This window comes from Janthinobacterium tructae, from assembly GCF_006517255.1.
Taxonomy (GTDB): Bacteria; Pseudomonadota; Gammaproteobacteria; order Burkholderiales; family Burkholderiaceae_D; genus Janthinobacterium; species Janthinobacterium tructae.
In genome coordinates, this window is the sequence record NZ_CP041185.1 from 1,174,802 (window position 1) to 1,191,418 (window position 16,617).

The window sequence follows — 16,617 nt, forward strand, 5'->3', positions numbered from 1 at the left end:
ACCCATGTCAGGCTGGTGGACCATTATCTCGACGCAAACACCGGAACAGATGGCCGATATGACGAAAGTCAACAAGGAAGCGTTTCTCGCTACCTGGGAAGCGGGCCTGTTCGGCGCAGACTGGATCGCGCAGTTGTGTCAACAAGGCAAGGCGACCCAGCTGACCTGCAACGGCTTTCCAAACCGCTACACGGCCTCGGCGGACGTCATCGCGCCCCTGCTGCTGGCGGGCATCGCCGAGGCGCAGGATGGCGATTTCCCCCAAGACCAACTGACGGGCTGGCCTGGCTGCATCACCGTGCATCGGGAGCGCATCGCCGCCTGTGCGCCGGGACAGCCGCTGACGATTGAAGTGTGGGACCAGTCCTGACGCGGCAGACTGGATCGCTCGTCCGGCAGCAGGGCTGGACAGCGTTCCAGCCGGCCAGCCCCAGGCATGGGCTTGCAATAGCTTGTTGCCAATAGGAAATGTGGCTTATCATGCAGGTTTTCATGCAAAGAAATAAAGTCATGCGTTTGATACCAAAGCATTGGATCGCCATCGCTTCACTGCTCGCCTTGCCATTGCACGGCGTGGCCGCCAAGGAGCCACTGCCATTCAACGAGTTCCGGGTCGGCCTGATCGAAACGGTCATGAACAGTTGCATGCGCTCCCAGACGGAACCGGCGATCCAGATATACATGGACAAGGCCAATACCCAGGGTGCCAATTTCACCGATCATGCGCAAACGCTCGCGCATCTGGAAAAGATGCCGGAATGGACCCAGAGCATCGTGCCCAAGATGAAAAACCTCTGCGCCTGCGCTTTGGGGCCGAGCATCGAGGAAATGCGCGCCACCACGTCGCTGGACGAGCTCGAAGCCGTGCTGCGTGCCACCAAGGCCGCGGGCAACAAGCGCGGTGCCGATAGCGCGTACATGAGCACCTGCCTGCAGGTACAGAAGACCTTGCGGGACGCGGGCTAGACCCACACCGCGCCGGCGCCATCGCTACACCCACTCCGGATAGACGACCATGCACATCCGCCCCACCACCGGCGCCGACTGGCCGGCCCTGAAAGCCACGCGTCTGGCCGCCCTGCTCGACGCCCCCACCGCCTTCGGCGCCAGCCACGCCAGCGCGGCCGGTTTTTCCGATGCCGACTGGCAGCAGCGCGCCATCAGCACGCCGCAGCGCACGTTTTTCCTCGCCTTTGACGGAGAACACCCCATCGGCCTCGCCGCGCAAGTGGTGGCCGGCAATGGCGAGTGCCACCTGATCGCCATGTGGGTAGCGCAGCAATATCGCGGCCTGGGCGTGGCGCAAGGCTTGGTCGAGGCCGTGAAACAATGTGCCGTCGGGAATGGCCACGCGCGGCTGGTGCTCGACGTGGCGCCCGAGAATGCGCGTGCTGCCGCCTTTTACCAGAAGCAGGGTTTTGTATTCCTGCCGGAATGGGAGCCGCTGGAAAGCCATCCGCATATCCAGGTGCAGAAGATGGAATGGCTGCGGCGGCATTGAAGCAAATACAGATGCGCATAGTGTAGAAAAACAGCGATCTCAAGCACCTCATTCATCCCCATTGACATTCAGCCTTAACAGCCTGCCCCCACCTCTGTTTTTTCTACACTCACGTTTTCATTCATGAATAGAAAGATGGGTATGCGTGCAATCGCTGGACTTCTGCCGTGTCTGTGCGGCGCTGCGGTACAGGCCTATGCTGGTACGGATCACGCCAAGGAGCGAGCGGGCCAGGAGGCGACTGCGTCGGTCAGCGTAAAGGGCATGCGGGATCCGGACTCGAGCGACGACAGCGTGCTCGAGCTGACGTTCGACAACAACCAAACTGCGCGGTGATTATTTCACCCGCTGCTTTTCCAGCTTCCTCGCCAGCGTGCGCCGGTGCATGCCCAGCCTTCTCGCCGTTTCCGAGATATTAAAATCCGTCTCTGCCAGCATTTCGTGGATGCGTTCCCACTCCAGGGTCTTGATGTTGGTGGCGCGGTTGCTCAGTTCGATGTCGGCGCTGCCGGCCACGTGGCCGAAGGCCGCTTCGATGTCATCGGTGTTGGACGGTTTCGCCAGGTACTGGCAAGCGCCCAGCTTGATCGCTTCGACGGCCGTGCCGATGCTGGCGTAGCCCGTCAGCACGACGATCAGCATGTCCGGGTCGTGCTGGTGCAGCATCTGCACGCAGGCCAGGCCGGACGTATTGCCATTGAGTTTCAAATCGACCACGGCATAATCCGGGCAATGCTGTTCCAGCAAGGCGCTCGCTTCGTCGAAATTGGTGGCCAGGATGACCTGGTAGCCGCGCCGCTCGAACGAGCGGCCCAGCGTGCGGGCAAACGCGGCGTCGTCTTCGATGATCAGTAACAGACGGTCATCCTGCATGGTGGTCGCTTTCTCTTTCCAGTTTGATGGCCGCCAGCGGCAAGGCCAGATGCACCACCGCCCCGCCCTGCACCCGGTTGCGCGCCGTCACCGTACCGCCCAGGGTACGCGCGACATTCACCACCAGGAACAGACCCAAGCCGCCACCGGGCTTACCCTTGCTGCTTTGATACGGTTTGCCCAGGTGCGTCAGCATCGACGGCTCGAAACCGGGGCCCGCATCGGTAATGACCAGGTGCAAGGCATCCGCCTCCCGCGTGGCTTCGAAGCGCAGCCAGTCGGGCGACGCTTCCAGCGCATTGTCGAGCACATTGCATATGGTTTGTTTCAAGGTCGAATCGAAGACGACGGGCACGTCATGCTCGATGCGGTTATCGTACTCGAAACTCTGGATCGGGCGGCTGCTGCGCCACTCATCGACCAGGTCGTTGAGGAAGGTGTTGATCGTCGTCTTCACGGACGATTCGCCGCGCGCCTCGCCCGCCGACAACAAAATGCCGCTGACGATACTCTTGCAGCGCCGCAACTGCGCCTGCATTTCCGTGATTTCTTCCAGCAGCTCGCTGTTCTTGCTCAATTCCGGCATGCGGCGCCAGTCACCGAGGATGACGGAGAGCGTTGCCAGCGGCGTGCCCAGCTCGTGCGCGGCGCCCGAGGCCAGCAAGCCCATGCGGATGATGTGCTCTTCTTCCGCCGCGCGCTGGCGCAAGTCCGCCACCTTGGCGTCGCCGGCGCGCTGGTTGCGGTTGATGCGCGTGATGAACACCACCAGCAAGGCGGCGTTCAGGATAAAACAGATCAGCAAGCCTTGCACGTACAGGCTGGAAAAGCCCCGCTCGGGGTCGATCGGCAGAATCAGGGGGCCGGGCAGCAAGGCCAGGCCCGCCAGGCACAGGCTGGTAATGGCCACCATGATCCAGGTCGACCACACTTCCAGCAGCACGGCGCTGAGGATGACTTGCAATAAGTACAGGAAGGCAAACGGGTTGCTGATGCCGCCGCTCAGGTAGAGCTGGGCCGTCAGCACGGTGACGTCGACCAGCAAGGCGAGGAACAGGGCCGTGTTGGACACGGGCTGGCGTTCGTGCCAGCGCAGCAGGCTGGCCAGGTTGAAAGCGATGAGGCAGGACAGCACTTCGAGCATGTAGGGCACGGGCAAGGCGATGCCCAGTCCCACGCCCACACCGAAGATGGTGCTGATCTGGCCGATCACGGCAAGCCAGCGCAGCTGGATCAGCAGCTTCATGTTCTGGTGGCCGGCCGGATGTTCCATCTCGGCCGCCACCGCACCGCGCTCTAAGACTTCGCGGTTGGGCAGGATCTCAATCCTGCCCGGCATGGTCGCTTTCCTGGCGCTGGGCGCCACGGGCGCGGCGGCGCTTGTCTTCGCGCACGATCCACCAGCTGATGCCGGCCACCATCAGGGCCAGCGCAAACCACGTCAAGGCGTACACCAGGTGGTTGTTGGGGAACGAGATCACGGTCAGGCCGCCGACGGGCGCATCAACGGCCGTTTCCGATTTGGCCTTCGCATCGACAAAGTATGGCGCCACATTGGTGAGCATGTGCGAGGCGCCGATGGCGGCCACGTCGCGCGAATACCAGTGCTGGGTGGCAGGACTGTTTTCGCGCAGGAATCCGCCGCCCGTCTCGCTGATGCGCAGCAAGCCGTCGACATTGACGATGCCGGCCGGCGTGCTGGCGGCGATGCCTGCGCGTTTCGGCACGAAGCCGCGGTTGACCAGCACGGTGCTGCCATCGGCCAGGCGCAAGGGCGTCACCAGCCAGTAACCGCTGCCCAGTGCCGTCGTTGCCTGCACCAGGGTATTGAAAATCGGGAGATAGGTACCGGAGAGTCGCACGTGGCGGTATTCATCCGTTTGTGGCGTAATGCTGGCCCAGGCTGCGGGGCCAGGTGCGTCCGTTGCGGGCGCATGTACGCGTTGTTCGACGCGCTCGATCAGGTCAAGCTTCCAGAACAGGCGCTTGACTTGCCAGGTGCCCAGGGCACAGAAACCGGCAAACAAGATCCCCGCCAGCAAGGCCAATGCATATCGCACGACCATGCCGCGTGGGCCTGGCGCAGCATCTTGCGATGCGGCGCCAGGGGCGCGCCCGGTGTTGCTTGGGCGCGGTTGACTCATCATGGAGCCGTTTTCGTATGCATGTACTCAGGCATCAGATCCGGCATCATGTTGTGGTTCATGTGGTACATGACCCACAGGGAACCGGCCATGGCAATGCCCACGATCATGATCGTGAAGATCAGCGCCATCATGTTCCAGCCGCCTTCGGACTTGGTGTTCATGTGCAGGAAGTACACCATGTGCACCACCACTTGCACCGCCGCGAACGCCAGCAGGACCAGGCCCATGGTGCCCGAATTGGTGATGACTTTCGCCATCACCAGCCAGAAAGGAATGGCCGTCAGGATCACCGACAGGATGAAGCCGATGGTGTAGCTTTTCAGACTGCCATGATCGTGTTGGTCATGGTGGTGGCTATCGCCGTGTGTGTGGTGGTCGCTCATGGCAGCACTCCCATCAGGTAGACAAAGGTGAAGACGCCGATCCAGATGACGTCCAGGAAATGCCAGAACAGCGACAGGCACATCATGCGACGGCCGTTTTCCGGGGTCAGGCCATGCTTGTTCAACTGGAACATCAGGGTCACGAGCCAGATCACGCCGAACGTCACGTGCAAGCCGTGGGTACCGACCAGGGCGAAGAACGACGACAGGAACGCGCTGCGCTGCGGACCGGCGCCTTCGTGGATCAGATGAATGAATTCATACATTTCCAGCGACAGGAAGGCCAGGCCGAACAGGCCCGTGATGCCCAGCCAGACCAGGGTGCTGCGCAATTGCTTGCGCTGCATGGCCAGCATGGCGAAGCCGTAGGTGATCGACGACAGCAGCAGCATGGCCGTGTTGACAGCCACCAGCGGCAGGTCGAACAGCGCGGCGCCCGTCGGGCCGTCCGCGTAGTTGCGGCCCACCACGGCGTACGTGGCGAACAGACAGGCGAAGATCAGGCAATCGCTCATCAGGTAGAGCCAGAAACCCAGCAAGCTGCCGTTTTCCGGGTGGTGCTCGCGCACAAAGTAGCTGCGCGTGCTTGGTGCGGCGCCAGCGGCGCCGGTGTTATGGGCGATGGTATCAGACATGGCTGCTCAGCAATTTAGTGTAAGCGTCTTCGGTACGGACCACTTCTTCCACAGGAATGTAGTAATCGCGCTTGTAGTTAAAGGTATGGACGATGATCGCAATCATCATGATCACGAAGCCGATGCTGGCGACGAGCCACATTTGCCAGATCAGGCCAAAACCGACCAGTGCGGACAGTGCGGCGATCACGAAACCAGCCCAGGTGTTCTTCGGCATGTGGATCTTCGTGAAACCGGACGTCGGACGCTGGTAACCGTGTTTCTTCATGTCAGTCCATGCATCGAGTTCGTGCACTTGTGGCGTGAAGGCGAAATTATAGTCTGGCGGAGGCGACGACGTCGACCATTCCAGCGTACGGCCACCCCATGGGTCACCGGTGACGTCGCGCAGGGCGTGACGGTTGCGGTAGCTGACGACGAACTGGATCAGCATGGAAGCGATACCGAGCGCGATCGAGACGGCGCCAAACCAGGCGATGATGGTCCAGATTTGCAAGGATGGATCTTCAAAGTGATTGACACGACGGGTCACGCCCATCAGGCCCAGCACGTACAGCGGCATGAAGGCCAGGTAGAAGCCGACGAACCAGAACCAGAACGAGCACTTGCCCCAGAACGCGTCGAGCTTGTAGCCGAAGGCTTTCGGGTACCAGTAGTTGATCGCAGCAAACACGCCGAAGACCACGCCGCCGATAATCACGTTATGGAAGTGGGCAATCAGGAACAGGCTGTTGTGCAATACGAAGTCAGCTGGTGGTACGGCCAGCAGCACGCCGGTCATGCCGCCGATGGTGAAGGTGACCATGAAGCCGATCGTCCACAGCATGGGCAACTCAAAACGGATACGGCCGCGGTACATGGTAAACAGCCAGTTGAAGATCTTCGCGCCCGTCGGGATCGAGATGATCATCGTCGTGATGCCGAAGAAGGAGTTGACGCTGGCGCCCGAACCCATGGTGAAGAAGTGATGCAGCCATACCAGGTACGACAGAATCATGATGACGCAGGTGGCGTACACCATCGAGGCGTAGCCGAACAGGCGCTTGCTGCTGAACGTGGCGACGACTTCCGAGAACACGCCGAACAGTGGCAAGATCAGGATGTAGACCTCTGGGTGACCCCAGATCCAGATCAGGTTGACGTACATCATGGCGTTGCCGCCCAGTTCCGTCGTGAAGAAGTTAAAGCCTGCAACGCGGTCCAGCGACAGCATGGCCAATACCGCCGTCAGTACCGGGAAGGCGGCGACGATCAGAATGTTGGTGCACAGTGCGGTCCAGGTAAACACGGGCATTTTCATCCAGGTCATGCCTGGCGCACGCATCTTGACGATGGTGGCGATCAGGTTGACACCGGACAATAGCGTCCCGACCCCGGCAATCTGCAAGGACCAGATGTAATAGTCTACCCCCACGTCCGGACTGCCGACGATGCCCGACAGCGGTGGATAGGCCAGCCAGCCCGTGCGGGCGAATTCGCCGACGAACAGCGAAGCCATGACCAGGGCGGCGCCCATGGTGGTCATCCAGAAGCTGAAGTTATTGAGGAAAGGGAAAGCCACGTCGCGCGCGCCGATTTGCAGCGGCACCACGTAGTTCATCAGACCCGTCACGAAAGGCATCGCGACGAAGAAGATCATGATCACGCCGTGGGCGGTGAAGATCTGGTCGTAGTGATGCGGTGGCAGGAAGCCGGCATTGTCGCCGAAGGCGATCGCCTGCTGGGTACGCATCATCAGCGCGTCGGCAAAGCCGCGCAACAGCATGACCAGGCCCAGGATCATGTACATGATACCGATTTTTTTATGGTCGATACTGGTGATCCAGTCGCGCCACAGGGTACCCCAGACGCGGAAATACGTCAGTGCCGCAACGAGTGCGATACCGCCCAGGGCAACCATCGCAAAGGTCGCCAGCAGGATAGGTTCGTGAAATGGAATTGCATCCCAAGTCAGACGGCCGAAGATAAGCTTCGTCAGATCAATATGGTCTAGCATTGTTACTCTCAGAGAAAAAAGGGAGGCGCCAGGCAAGCGGCGCCAGTATCTGCAGCGCAATGCGCTGCGGGATTCATGCAGTTGTTACTTGGCTTGAACGCCCTTTTCAACCACTGCATCGCTAGCGACTACTGCCGTTACGGCCGCTACCGGGCTATTTGCCATCGACAATTTGTATGGCTCGACCGGCGTCACGCACAGGGCGTCGGAAACGATGGTGCGGTTCAGGATTGCCTTGTACAGATCGGTCGGCACATTGCTGTAGCGGCGCACCGGATCGCGTTCGCTAGGCTGGGCCAGCGACAGGTAGTCGTCGCGGTTCAGCGCGCCGCCACCGGCACGTGCCGATGCCACCCATTTGTCAAAGTCCGCATCATTCACGCCGTGGAACTTGAAGCGCATGCCCGAGAAACCGGCACCGCTGTAGTTCGCCGAGAAGCCCTTGTAGACACCAGGCTTGTTGATGACGGCATTCAACTGCGTTTCCATGCCCGGCATGGCATAGATCTGACCTGCCAGTGCGGGGATGAAGAACGAGTTCATGACGGACGAGGCGGTGATCTTGAAGCGGATCGGACGATCGACGGGCGCGTACAGTTCATTCACGGAAGCGATGCCTTGCTCCGGGTAGATGAACAGCCATTTCCAGTCCAGCGCCACGACTTCGACGATCATCGGCTTGTGGCTGGCAGGAATCGGGCGGTTGGCGTCGATACGGCTCAATGGGCGGTATGGATCGAGGGTGTGGGTGCTGATCCAGGTCAGCAGGCCCAGCACGATGATGATCAGCAGGGGCGCACCCCAGATGATCAGCTCGAGGCGAGTCGAGTGGTCCCAGTCCGGCTCGTATTTGGCCGCGGTATTGTTTTTTCTATAGCGCCATGCAAACAGCAGGGTCAGGGCGATTACCGGAACGATAATCAACAGCATCAGCAATGTCGAGATGACAATCAGATTGCCTTGCTGAACTGCGATGTCACCGGACGCATTCAGTACAACCGTATTGCAACCAGCCAACAATGCGAGAGGTAAGAGTAGCAGTCCGCGACGAACTTTTAATGAAAACATACAGGAAAGTCCAGTACAGGGGATGAAGATATGGTACTGTATTCTCACTGGAGCGCGTTGGCAATTGGACGTTTTGTCCTACCCCTTGCTCGGACTTTCACTGCGTAGGCGCGGAGTTTTCCTACGACTACCTGATGAATAGTCCTACTCCGGGCGTGAGACACCCGGAGTATGTTACGCGTTGGCCGAACTCGAAACTATATTGGAGACGATCATCATGTCCAGCACGCGCACACACAGCGGCGATGTACCCGCCGACTTTTCCCCCCACTCCCTGCGCGACGCAAGCGGGGCCGGCACGGTCGAATCGCATATCGACCCCGGTGAGATCGCCGTCGGCGTGATCATCGGCCGCGCTTCCGAATACTTTGACTTCTTTGTCTACGCCATCGCCTCGGTGCTGGTGTTTCCGCGCGTCTTCTTCCCGTTCGAAGAACGCCTGGAGGGCACATTGTATGCCTTCCTGATTTTCTCGTTTGCCTTCATCGCCCGCCCGTTCGGCACCGTGATCTTCATGGAGATCCAGCGCCGCATGGGGCGCAGCGCCAAGCTGACGATCGCCCTCTTCCTGCTGGGCGTGTCGACGGCCGGCATCGCCTTCCTGCCGACCTACGCCCACCTGGGCTTTGCCGCCATCATCTGGCTGTCCGTGCTGCGCATCGGTCAGGGCGTTGCGCTGGGCGGTTCGTGGGATGGCTTGCCATCGCTGCTGGCCCTGAACGCGCCGGAAAACAAGCGCGGCTGGTATGCCATGCTGGGCCAGCTGGGCGCGCCCTTCGGCTTCCTGCTTGCCGCCGGCCTGTTCTGCTTCATGCTGACCTCCCTGACCGATGAAGAGTTCCTCGACTGGGGCTGGCGCTATCCTTTCTATGTCGCCTTCGCCATCAACGTGGTGGCCCTGTTTGCCCGCTTGCGCCTGGTGTCGACGAATGAATATGCGCGCCTGCTGGACGAACGCGAACTTCAACCCGTGAGCGTGTTTGAAATGGGCCGCGGCCAGGGTCGCAACGTGCTGATCGGCGCCCTCGCCGCGCTGGCCAGCTACGCCCTGTTCCACCTGGTCACCGTGTTCCCGCTGTCCTGGATTTCCGTCTACCAGACGCGTTCCGCTTCGGACTTCCTGCAAGTGCAGATGCTGGGCGCCGTGCTGGCTGCCGTCGGCGTGGTGATTTCCGGCTTGCTGGCCGATAAAGTGGGCCGCCGCACCACCCTGGGCGTGCTGGCCGTGCTGATCGCCATCTTCAGCGCCTTCGTGCCGACCCTGATGGGCGGCGGCAATGCGGGCCAGGATGTGTTCATCCTCGTGGGCTTCAGCCTGCTGGGCCTGTCCTACGGCCAGGCAGCCGGTGCCGTGACGGCCAACTTCCCTGCCCGCTTCCGCTACACGGGCGCGGCCCTGACATCCGACCTGGCCTGGCTGGTGGGTGCCGGCTTTGCCCCGCTGGTGGCGCTGGGCCTGTCGGCCAACTTCGGCCTCGCCTATGTCAGCTTCTACCTGCTGTCGGGCGCCGTCGCCTCGCTGGCTGCCCTGAGCCTGAACCGGGCACTGGAAATACGCGACTGACATATATAGAGGCAATCTGGGTGGCAGCGCGCTGCCACCCCAGAACACCCCAAGAAACGCCGGCACCGTCCGGCGTTTTTTCGTAGGTCGGCTTAGCCCGTAGGACGTAAGCCGACAGGCGCCGCCACGAAGATTGTCAGATTACGCTGCGCTAATCTGACCTACGCACGGCCCGGCTCACTGTATCGCCAGTTGCCGCCCGCCCTTGCCCTCCTTCTTCGGCAAGTCCAGCAGCAGCACGCCATTCTGGTAGCGCGCCTGCGCACCGGCCTCGTCCACCTCATGCGGCAGCATGAAGCTGCGGTATTGCTGACCGTACTCGCGTTCGCTGCGCACGATCTTGCCACCGCCGTCGCGCGTCACTCTTTCATCCTTGAGTTCGGCACTGATGGAGACGCGGTTGCCGTCGATGGAGACGTGGATATCGTCCTTGTTGACGCCGGGAATGTCCGCCTGCACCTGATAGGCTTGTTCGGTTTCGGCGATGTCAACGCGCATGCGTGACGAAGCTCCCTCGCGCAGGCGCAAGGCGGGCGCGAAAAAGTCGTGCATGAATTCTTCCATGTCGCTGAAGGGATCGAGGCGTCCCAAGAGGTGCTGCGGATCGCGATGGATCAAATGATTGGCCATAATGTCCTCCTGCGTGGGCTGGCTTGCACATGGCGACGTTTACAGGACGCCACCACCACCTGCATCTTAGGATGCGAACAGCCAATCTCTTTGATCTATCTCAATCGTAAAAAGCTTGATTTTTCTTAAATTTTATCTGTGTGCTATCGCGCTTTGCAGCGTCTTGCGAGTCGGCAAGTGAGCGCAAGGCTGTTATGCTAGCGCACGCTTTGCTTGATCTCCAGAAAACTTGCATTTCAATTAAAATTGCTTTTTCGCGACAGCCTACCACGGACATGATGAATACCAAGACCCCGATCGATTCCTTCAGCTTTCGCCGCATCCTCGCCCGCAATGTCACCTTGCCGCTGGTCATCGGGGTCGCTACAGCCCTCGTGTTTGTCGGCCTGATCGCCTACCTGCTCTCGGCTCTGCGCTCGGTCGAGCATTCGGAACGGGTGATCGGCAATGCGAATGAAGTCATGAAGCTGTCGGTCGACCTGGAAACGGGCATGCGCGGTTACTTGCTGACGGGCGACGAAACGTTTTTGGCGCCGTATAAATCGGGCAAGGCCAAGATCGCCGTGGAAATGACGACCCTGCTGGACCTCGTGTCCGACAGTCCCATCCAGACGGACCGCCTGCGCCGCATCCGCGCGCTGCAAAACCAGTGGATGGAGTATGCGGAAGGCGTGATCGCGCAGCGTCGCAGCAACCAGGATTTCCTCGCGCGCGTGCGCCAGGGTGAAGGCAAGCTGGAATTCGATGAAATCCGCCGCGAATTCCTCGCCTTCCTGTCCATGGAACAACGGCTGCGCCAGGAACGGGCCGACACGGCCGAGGGCCGTACCATACTGGCCGTGGTGGTGTTCCTGATCCTCAGCCTGGGCATGTCCGGCTTGCTGGCCTACCTGGGCCGGCGCGAACTGCTGCGCCTGTCCGGCATCTACAACGATGCGCTCGAGCAGCGCGGCAAGGATAACGAGGTGCTGCAGGAGCAAGCCTGGCTGCGCACGGGACAAACGGAGCTGGCGGCCCATACGAGCGGTCAGCTGGGCCTGCCGCAACTGGGCCGGCACGTGCTCGATTTCCTGGCCGACCGGCTCGACGTGGCCGTCGCCACCCTGTACGTCGTCGACGAGGATGGCAGCCTGCGCCGCACGGCCGTGTACGGTTTCAATGAACATGGCGTGAAGGAAAAACAGGTCTTCAAGCTGGGCGAAGGCCTGGTGGGCGAGACCGCGCGCGAGAAAAAGCTCAAGCATGTGCAGCAAGTACCCGACAATTATCTGACCGTGACCTCGAGCCTGGGCAGCGGCGCGCCGCTGGAACTGATCCTGGCGCCCGTCAACAATGAAGGCGTCGTCAACGGCGTCATCGAACTGGGCTTTACGCATCCCGTCAGCGCCCGCACCAAGGAATGGCTGAACCTGATTGCCACCAATATCGGCACGTCGCTGGAAGCGGCCCTGTACCGCCAGCGCCTGCAAAATGTGCTGGAAGAAACCCAGCAACTGAATGAAGAGCTGGAAGTGCAGCAGGAAGAATTGCGCACGGCAAATGAAGAGCTGGGCGAGCAGTCGCGCGTGCTGGAACAGTCGCAAGCCCACCTGGAAGAGCAAAAAGCGGCGCTGGAGCAGTCGAACGAACAGCTGGCCGTGCAGGCGCTGTCGCTGGACCAGAAGAACATGGCGATCGGCCAGGCGCACGCCCAGCTGGAAGCGCGCGCGGAAGAGCTGCAGCGTGCCAGCCGCTACAAATCCGAATTCCTGGCGAACATGTCGCACGAGCTGCGCACGCCGTTGAACAGCTCGCTCATTCTGTCGAAGCTGCTGTCGGACAACAGCAGCGGCAACCTGACGGCCGAGCAAGTGACGTTTGCACAAACCATTTATTCGGCCGGTAATGATTTGTTGACCCTCATCAACGATATCCTCGACATTTCCAAGGTCGAGGCGGGCAAGCTGGAATTGACGCCGGAAGCCGTGCCCTTCGACGAGCTGCTCAGCAGCATGAAGATGCTGTTCGGCGCCCAGGCGCAGCAAAAGAAACTGGCGTTGAATATCAGCGTGGCGCCGAACGCGCCGCCGTCGCTGGTCAGCGACCGCCAGCGCCTGGAGCAAATCCTGAAAAACCTGCTGTCGAACGCCATCAAATTCACCGATACGGGCACCGTGTCCTTGCACGTAAGCACCGATGCGGCGGGCCAGGTGCGCTTCCAGGTGCAAGATACCGGCATCGGCATCGCCGACGACCAGCAGCAAAAGGTGTTCGACGCCTTCCACCAGGCCGACGGCACCACCAGCCGCCGCTATGGCGGCACGGGCCTGGGCCTGTCGATTTCGCGCGATCTGGCCGCCTTGCTGGGCGGCAGCATCGAGCTGGCCAGCACGCCAGGCCAGGGCAGCACGTTTACCTTGGTGCTGCCGGCCGTCATGCCGGAACGCGCCGGGGAAGCGGCGACAGTGCCGGCAGCGGCGCCACAAGCGCCCGCAAAAATCGCCGCGGCGCCCAAGGCGGCGCCCGCCGCAAAACCCGTGCCGCTGCCCACCTTCCAGGATGACCGGAACAGTGCGCCCCCAGGCAAGACGGGCCAGCGTTCCGTGCTGGTGATCGAGGATGAGCCCTCGTTTGCCGGCATCCTGTTCGACCTCGCGCATGAAATGCAATACCGCTGCCTGGTGGCGCACGGCGCCGACGAAGGCTTGCGCCTGGCGCAAGAGTTCCTGCCCGACGCCATCCTGCTCGACATGGGCTTGCCGGACCGCCCGGGCTTGCTGGTCTTGCAACAATTGAAGGAAAACCCGTTGACGCGCCACATTCCCGTGCACATCGTGTCCGGCAATGACCAGATGCAGGAAGCCATGCAGCTGGGCGCCATCGGCTATGCCACCAAGCCGCGCACGCGCGACCAGCTGAAGGAAGTGTTCCGCAAGCTCGAATCGAAATTCACGCAAAAGATGAAGCGCATCCTGCTGGTTGAAGATGACGAACGCCAGCGCGAAAGCGTGGTCCACCTGATCAGCGACAACGATGTGGAAATCACCGCCGTGGCGCTGGGCGAGCAGGCGCTGGAATTACTGAAGACGCAGATTTTCGACTGCATGATCATCGACTTGAAGCTGCCCGATATCCAAGGCAACGAATTGCTCGAACGCATGGAACATGAAGAACTGTGCTCGTTCCCGCCCGTCATCGTCTACACGGGCCGCAACCTGAGCCGCGAGGAAGAGGCGGACCTGATGAAATACTCGCGTTCGATCATCATCAAGGGCGCCCGCTCGCCCGAACGCCTGCTCGACGAAGTGACCTTGTTCCTGCACAAGGTGGAGTCGGAACTGTCGAGCGAGCGCCAGGGCATGCTGCAGCAGGTACGCAGCCGCGAACGCGTGTTTGAAGGCCGCAAGATTTTGCTGGTGGACGACGACGTGCGCAATATCTTTGCGCTGACGAATGCGCTGGAACAGAAAGGCGTGGTGGTGGAAATCGGCCGCAACGGCTTTGAGGCCATCAGCAAGCTCAACAGCGTGGACGATATCGACCTGGTCTTGATGGACGTCATGATGCCGGGCATGGATGGCCTGGAAGCGACGCGCTTGATCCGCGCCGATGGCCGCTACAACAAGCTGCCCATCATCGCAATTACCGCCAAGGCCATGAAAAATGACCAGGAAGAATGCCTGCAGGCGGGCGCGTCCGATTACCTGGCCAAGCCGATCGACCTGGACCGCTTGTATTCGCTGCTGCGCGTGTGGATGCCGAAGATGGAACGCATGTGATGTCCCTGCGCTACACGGACGCGCAACTGCATGCGCTGATGGAGGCGATCTGTCAGCGCTACAGCTATGATTTTCGCGACTACTCGTTACCCTCGCAGCGCCGGCGCCTGCATCAGGCGCTGGAGCGCTTGCATTGCGCCGACCTGCCCTCCTTGCAGCAACTGGTGCTGGACGACCCGGCCGCCTTTGGCAAGCTGCTGCAGATTTTGACTGTACCGGTCACGCAAATGTTCCGCGACCCGGCGTTTTTCCGCGCCTTGCGCGAACAGGTGGTGCCCGTGCTGAAAACCTATCCGTCGCCGACGCTCTGGGTGGCCGGCTGCTGCACGGGCGAAGAGGCGCTGTCGCTGGCCATCGTGCTGCACGAGGAAGGCTTGCTTGAGCGCAGCACGATTTACGCCACCGACATCAACCCGCAAGCGCTGGCCACGGCCGCGCGCGGCGTGTATCGGCTGCACCGCATGGCCGACTACGGCGACAACTACCTGGCCGCGGGCGGCCTGGGCCAGCTGGCCGAGTACTACACGGTCGAGCATGCGACCGCGCATTTCCAGCAACGCCTGCTCGACAGGATCAACTTTGCCGACCACAGCCTGTCCACGGACAGCGTCTTTATTGAAACGCAATTGATTTTGTGCCGTAACGTACTGATTTACTTCAATAAAACCTTGCAGGAACGGGCCCTGGGCCTGTTCCACGACTCGCTGTGCCACCGGGGCTTTCTGGGCCTGGGCAGCAAGGAAAGCACGCATTTCACCCGCTTTGCCGCCGACTTCGAGCCATTGCCGGGTCCCGAAAAGCTCTACCGCAAGCGTGCGCCGTCGCACGCCGCTTCCCATTACGCTGGACGGCACATGCCAGGAATGAAACATGATGAATGAAACAAGCACCAAACTGCTGATCGTCGACGATTTGCCGGAAAACTTGCGCGCGCTCAATGCGCTGATCCGCGAGAGCGACCGCAGCGTCTACCAGGCCTCCTCGGGCGAAGAAGCGCTGGCCCTGCTGCTGGAACACGATTTCGCGCTGGCCATCCTCGACGTGCAAATGCCGGAAATGGATGGTTTTGAGCTGGCGCAATTGATGCGCGGCACGGAGAAGACGCGCCACATCCCCATCGTCTTCGTCACGGCGGCCGGCAAGGAAATGAATTTCGCCTTCCAGGGCTATGAAAGCGGCGCCGTCGACTTCCTGCACAAGCCGCTCGATATCAATGCCGTGCAAAGCAAGGTCAACGTCTTCGTGGCCCTGCACCAGCAGCGCAGCGAGTCGCGGCGCCAGGTGCAGGCGCTGGAACACAGCCGCCAGCAGCAGGAAGCCCTATTGAAAGAATTACGCGCCACCCAGGCTGAGCTGCAGCGTTCGCTGCGCCTGCGCGACGAATTCATGTCCATGGTGGCGCACGAACTGCGCACGCCCCTGAACACGCTGTTCCTGGAAACGCAGATGCGCACCGTCAACCTCGAACGGGGCAACCTGGCCGCCTTCGAGCCGGACAAGCTGAACAAGATGGTGGCGCGCGACGGGCGGCAAATCCGCAGCATGGTGCGCCTGATCGACGACATGCTCGATGTGTCGCGCATCACCAGCGGCAAGCTGTCGATCCGCCGCGAAGCCGTCGACCTGACCAGCCTGGTACGCCGGGTGGCGGACGACCTGGCACCGTATGCGGCGACGACGGGCAGCGTGCTGGAAGTGATGGCCTTCGAGCCGATCCAGGGGTTCTGGGATGCCTTCCGCGTCGAGCAGATCGTTGTCAACCTGATCAGCAACGCCGTGCGCTACGGCCAGGGCCAGCCCGTGGAAATCAGCCTGGCGCACACGAAGAACAGCGCCGTCATCGAAGTGCGCGACCATGGCATCGGCATCAATGCGCGCGATCAGGAACGCATCTTCGACGCGTTCGAGCGCGTCATGCACCAGGACCGCACGGGCGGGCTGGGCCTGGGCCTGTTCATCACCAAGCAATTGGTCGATGCGCATGGTGGCGCCATCACCCTGCAAAGCCAGCCCGGCAATGGCGCCCTGTTCAGCGTCACCCTGCCCCTGGCCGGCAGCTGAG

General features: G+C 61.1%; 15 protein-coding genes. 7 read left to right on the forward strand and 8 right to left on the reverse strand.

Annotation, left to right across the window (positions count from 1 at the left end):
* Window positions 1–4: 4 nt before the first annotated feature.
* From FJQ89_RS05155 to FJQ89_RS05165, 3 genes are all read left to right on the forward strand, one after another.
* Entirely contained in the window at window positions 5–370 is a 366-nt protein-coding gene (locus FJQ89_RS05155; RefSeq protein ID WP_141169331.1) for a hypothetical protein, read from the forward strand.
* A 140-nt stretch (window positions 371–510) separates the two neighbouring features.
* Window positions 511–966, forward strand: coding sequence for a hypothetical protein (locus FJQ89_RS05160; protein ID WP_141169332.1), 456 nt, complete (start codon window positions 511–513; stop codon window positions 964–966).
* A gap of 49 nt (window positions 967–1,015) precedes the next feature.
* Window positions 1,016–1,501 carry a GNAT family N-acetyltransferase gene (locus FJQ89_RS05165; protein ID WP_141169333.1) on the forward strand — a complete coding sequence of 162 codons (486 nt, stop codon included), beginning with the start codon at window positions 1,016–1,018 and terminating at the stop codon, window positions 1,499–1,501.
* A gap of 336 nt (window positions 1,502–1,837) precedes the next feature.
* On the opposite strand, the gene FJQ89_RS05170 is transcribed toward FJQ89_RS05165, so the two are convergent.
* From FJQ89_RS05170 to cyoA, 7 genes are all read right to left on the reverse strand, one after another.
* Complete coding sequence (locus FJQ89_RS05170; RefSeq protein ID WP_099763725.1) at window positions 1,838–2,374, reverse strand: response regulator transcription factor; 537 nt, start codon at window positions 2,372–2,374, stop codon at window positions 1,838–1,840.
* On the reverse strand, window positions 2,364–3,713 hold the full coding sequence (locus FJQ89_RS05175) for an ATP-binding protein (protein WP_141169334.1): 1,350 nt from the start codon (window positions 3,711–3,713) through the stop codon (window positions 2,364–2,366). Before FJQ89_RS05175 ends, FJQ89_RS05170 begins: the two co-directional genes overlap by 11 nt.
* On the reverse strand, window positions 3,697–4,521 hold the full coding sequence (locus FJQ89_RS05180; protein ID WP_141169335.1) for an SURF1 family protein: 825 nt from the start codon (window positions 4,519–4,521) through the stop codon (window positions 3,697–3,699). Before FJQ89_RS05180 ends, FJQ89_RS05175 begins: the two co-directional genes overlap by 17 nt.
* Window positions 4,518–4,904 (reverse strand): cytochrome o ubiquinol oxidase subunit IV, encoded by a 387-nt coding sequence (gene cyoD, locus FJQ89_RS05185; protein WP_071077270.1) that lies wholly within the window; start codon window positions 4,902–4,904, stop codon window positions 4,518–4,520. The genes FJQ89_RS05180 and cyoD overlap by 4 nt, the downstream gene beginning before the upstream one ends.
* The gene (gene cyoC, locus FJQ89_RS05190) at window positions 4,901–5,539 is read right to left on the reverse strand and encodes a cytochrome o ubiquinol oxidase subunit III (protein ID WP_071077269.1); all 639 of its coding nucleotides are present in this window, start codon (window positions 5,537–5,539) and stop codon (window positions 4,901–4,903) included. The genes cyoD and cyoC overlap by 4 nt, the downstream gene beginning before the upstream one ends.
* Window positions 5,532–7,535, reverse strand: a complete 2,004-nt coding sequence (cyoB, locus tag FJQ89_RS05195) for a cytochrome o ubiquinol oxidase subunit I (protein WP_071077268.1) — start codon at window positions 7,533–7,535, stop codon at window positions 5,532–5,534. Before cyoB ends, cyoC begins: the two co-directional genes overlap by 8 nt.
* A gap of 84 nt (window positions 7,536–7,619) precedes the next feature.
* Window positions 7,620–8,603 carry a ubiquinol oxidase subunit II gene (gene cyoA, locus FJQ89_RS05200; RefSeq protein ID WP_243136426.1) on the reverse strand — a complete coding sequence of 328 codons (984 nt, stop codon included), beginning with the start codon at window positions 8,601–8,603 and terminating at the stop codon, window positions 7,620–7,622.
* Between the two features lie 217 nt (window positions 8,604–8,820).
* Here cyoA and FJQ89_RS05205 point away from each other — a divergent pair, with 217 nt between their 5' ends.
* A complete protein-coding gene (locus FJQ89_RS05205; protein ID WP_141169336.1) occupies window positions 8,821–10,167 on the forward strand; it encodes an MFS transporter in 1,347 nt (448 codons plus the stop codon).
* 177 nt (window positions 10,168–10,344) lie between these two features.
* Here FJQ89_RS05205 and FJQ89_RS05210 read toward each other — a convergent pair whose 3' ends face one another.
* The gene (locus FJQ89_RS05210; RefSeq protein WP_141169337.1) at window positions 10,345–10,797 is read right to left on the reverse strand and encodes an Hsp20/alpha crystallin family protein; all 453 of its coding nucleotides are present in this window, start codon (window positions 10,795–10,797) and stop codon (window positions 10,345–10,347) included.
* Between the two features lie 278 nt (window positions 10,798–11,075).
* Here FJQ89_RS05210 and FJQ89_RS05215 point away from each other — a divergent pair, with 278 nt between their 5' ends.
* From FJQ89_RS05215 to FJQ89_RS05225, 3 genes are read left to right on the forward strand one after another with little or no spacing between them, the layout of a single operon-like run.
* On the forward strand, window positions 11,076–14,555 hold the full coding sequence (locus FJQ89_RS05215) for a response regulator (RefSeq protein WP_141169338.1): 3,480 nt from the start codon (window positions 11,076–11,078) through the stop codon (window positions 14,553–14,555).
* Window positions 14,555–15,436 (forward strand): CheR family methyltransferase, encoded by an 882-nt coding sequence (locus tag FJQ89_RS05220; protein ID WP_141169339.1) that lies wholly within the window; start codon window positions 14,555–14,557, stop codon window positions 15,434–15,436. Before FJQ89_RS05215 ends, FJQ89_RS05220 begins: the two co-directional genes overlap by 1 nt.
* Window positions 15,426–16,616 carry a hybrid sensor histidine kinase/response regulator gene (locus tag FJQ89_RS05225; protein WP_243136427.1) on the forward strand — a complete coding sequence of 397 codons (1,191 nt, stop codon included), beginning with the start codon at window positions 15,426–15,428 and terminating at the stop codon, window positions 16,614–16,616. The genes FJQ89_RS05220 and FJQ89_RS05225 overlap by 11 nt, the downstream gene beginning before the upstream one ends.
* The last annotated feature ends 1 nt before the right edge of the window (window position 16,617 follow it).

What these genes read in the sequence shown, in the direction of transcription:
- FJQ89_RS05155 (WP_141169331.1), top strand. Translation starts at nt 5, where the DNA reads ATGTCAGGCTGGTGGACCATTATCTCGACGCAAACACCGGAACAGATG.
- FJQ89_RS05160 (WP_141169332.1), top strand. Translation starts at nt 511, where the DNA reads ATGCGTTTGATACCAAAGCATTGGATCGCCATCGCTTCACTGCTCGCC.
- FJQ89_RS05165 (WP_141169333.1), top strand. Translation starts at nt 1,016, where the DNA reads ATGCACATCCGCCCCACCACCGGCGCCGACTGGCCGGCCCTGAAAGCC.
- FJQ89_RS05170 (WP_099763725.1), bottom strand. Translation starts at nt 2,374, where the DNA reads ATGCAGGATGACCGTCTGTTACTGATCATCGAAGACGACGCCGCGTTT.
- FJQ89_RS05175 (WP_141169334.1), bottom strand. Translation starts at nt 3,713, where the DNA reads ATGCCGGGCAGGATTGAGATCCTGCCCAACCGCGAAGTCTTAGAGCGC.
- FJQ89_RS05180 (WP_141169335.1), bottom strand. Translation starts at nt 4,521, where the DNA reads ATGATGAGTCAACCGCGCCCAAGCAACACCGGGCGCGCCCCTGGCGCC.
- cyoD (WP_071077270.1), bottom strand. Translation starts at nt 4,904, where the DNA reads ATGAGCGACCACCACACACACGGCGATAGCCACCACCATGACCAACAC.
- cyoC (WP_071077269.1), bottom strand. Translation starts at nt 5,539, where the DNA reads ATGTCTGATACCATCGCCCATAACACCGGCGCCGCTGGCGCCGCACCA.
- cyoB (WP_071077268.1), bottom strand. Translation starts at nt 7,535, where the DNA reads ATGCTAGACCATATTGATCTGACGAAGCTTATCTTCGGCCGTCTGACT.
- cyoA (WP_243136426.1), bottom strand. Translation starts at nt 8,603, where the DNA reads ATGTTTTCATTAAAAGTTCGTCGCGGACTGCTACTCTTACCTCTCGCA.
- FJQ89_RS05205 (WP_141169336.1), top strand. Translation starts at nt 8,821, where the DNA reads ATGTCCAGCACGCGCACACACAGCGGCGATGTACCCGCCGACTTTTCC.
- FJQ89_RS05210 (WP_141169337.1), bottom strand. Translation starts at nt 10,797, where the DNA reads ATGGCCAATCATTTGATCCATCGCGATCCGCAGCACCTCTTGGGACGC.
- FJQ89_RS05215 (WP_141169338.1), top strand. Translation starts at nt 11,076, where the DNA reads ATGAATACCAAGACCCCGATCGATTCCTTCAGCTTTCGCCGCATCCTC.
- FJQ89_RS05220 (WP_141169339.1), top strand. Translation starts at nt 14,555, where the DNA reads ATGTCCCTGCGCTACACGGACGCGCAACTGCATGCGCTGATGGAGGCG.
- FJQ89_RS05225 (WP_243136427.1), top strand. Translation starts at nt 15,426, where the DNA reads ATGATGAATGAAACAAGCACCAAACTGCTGATCGTCGACGATTTGCCG.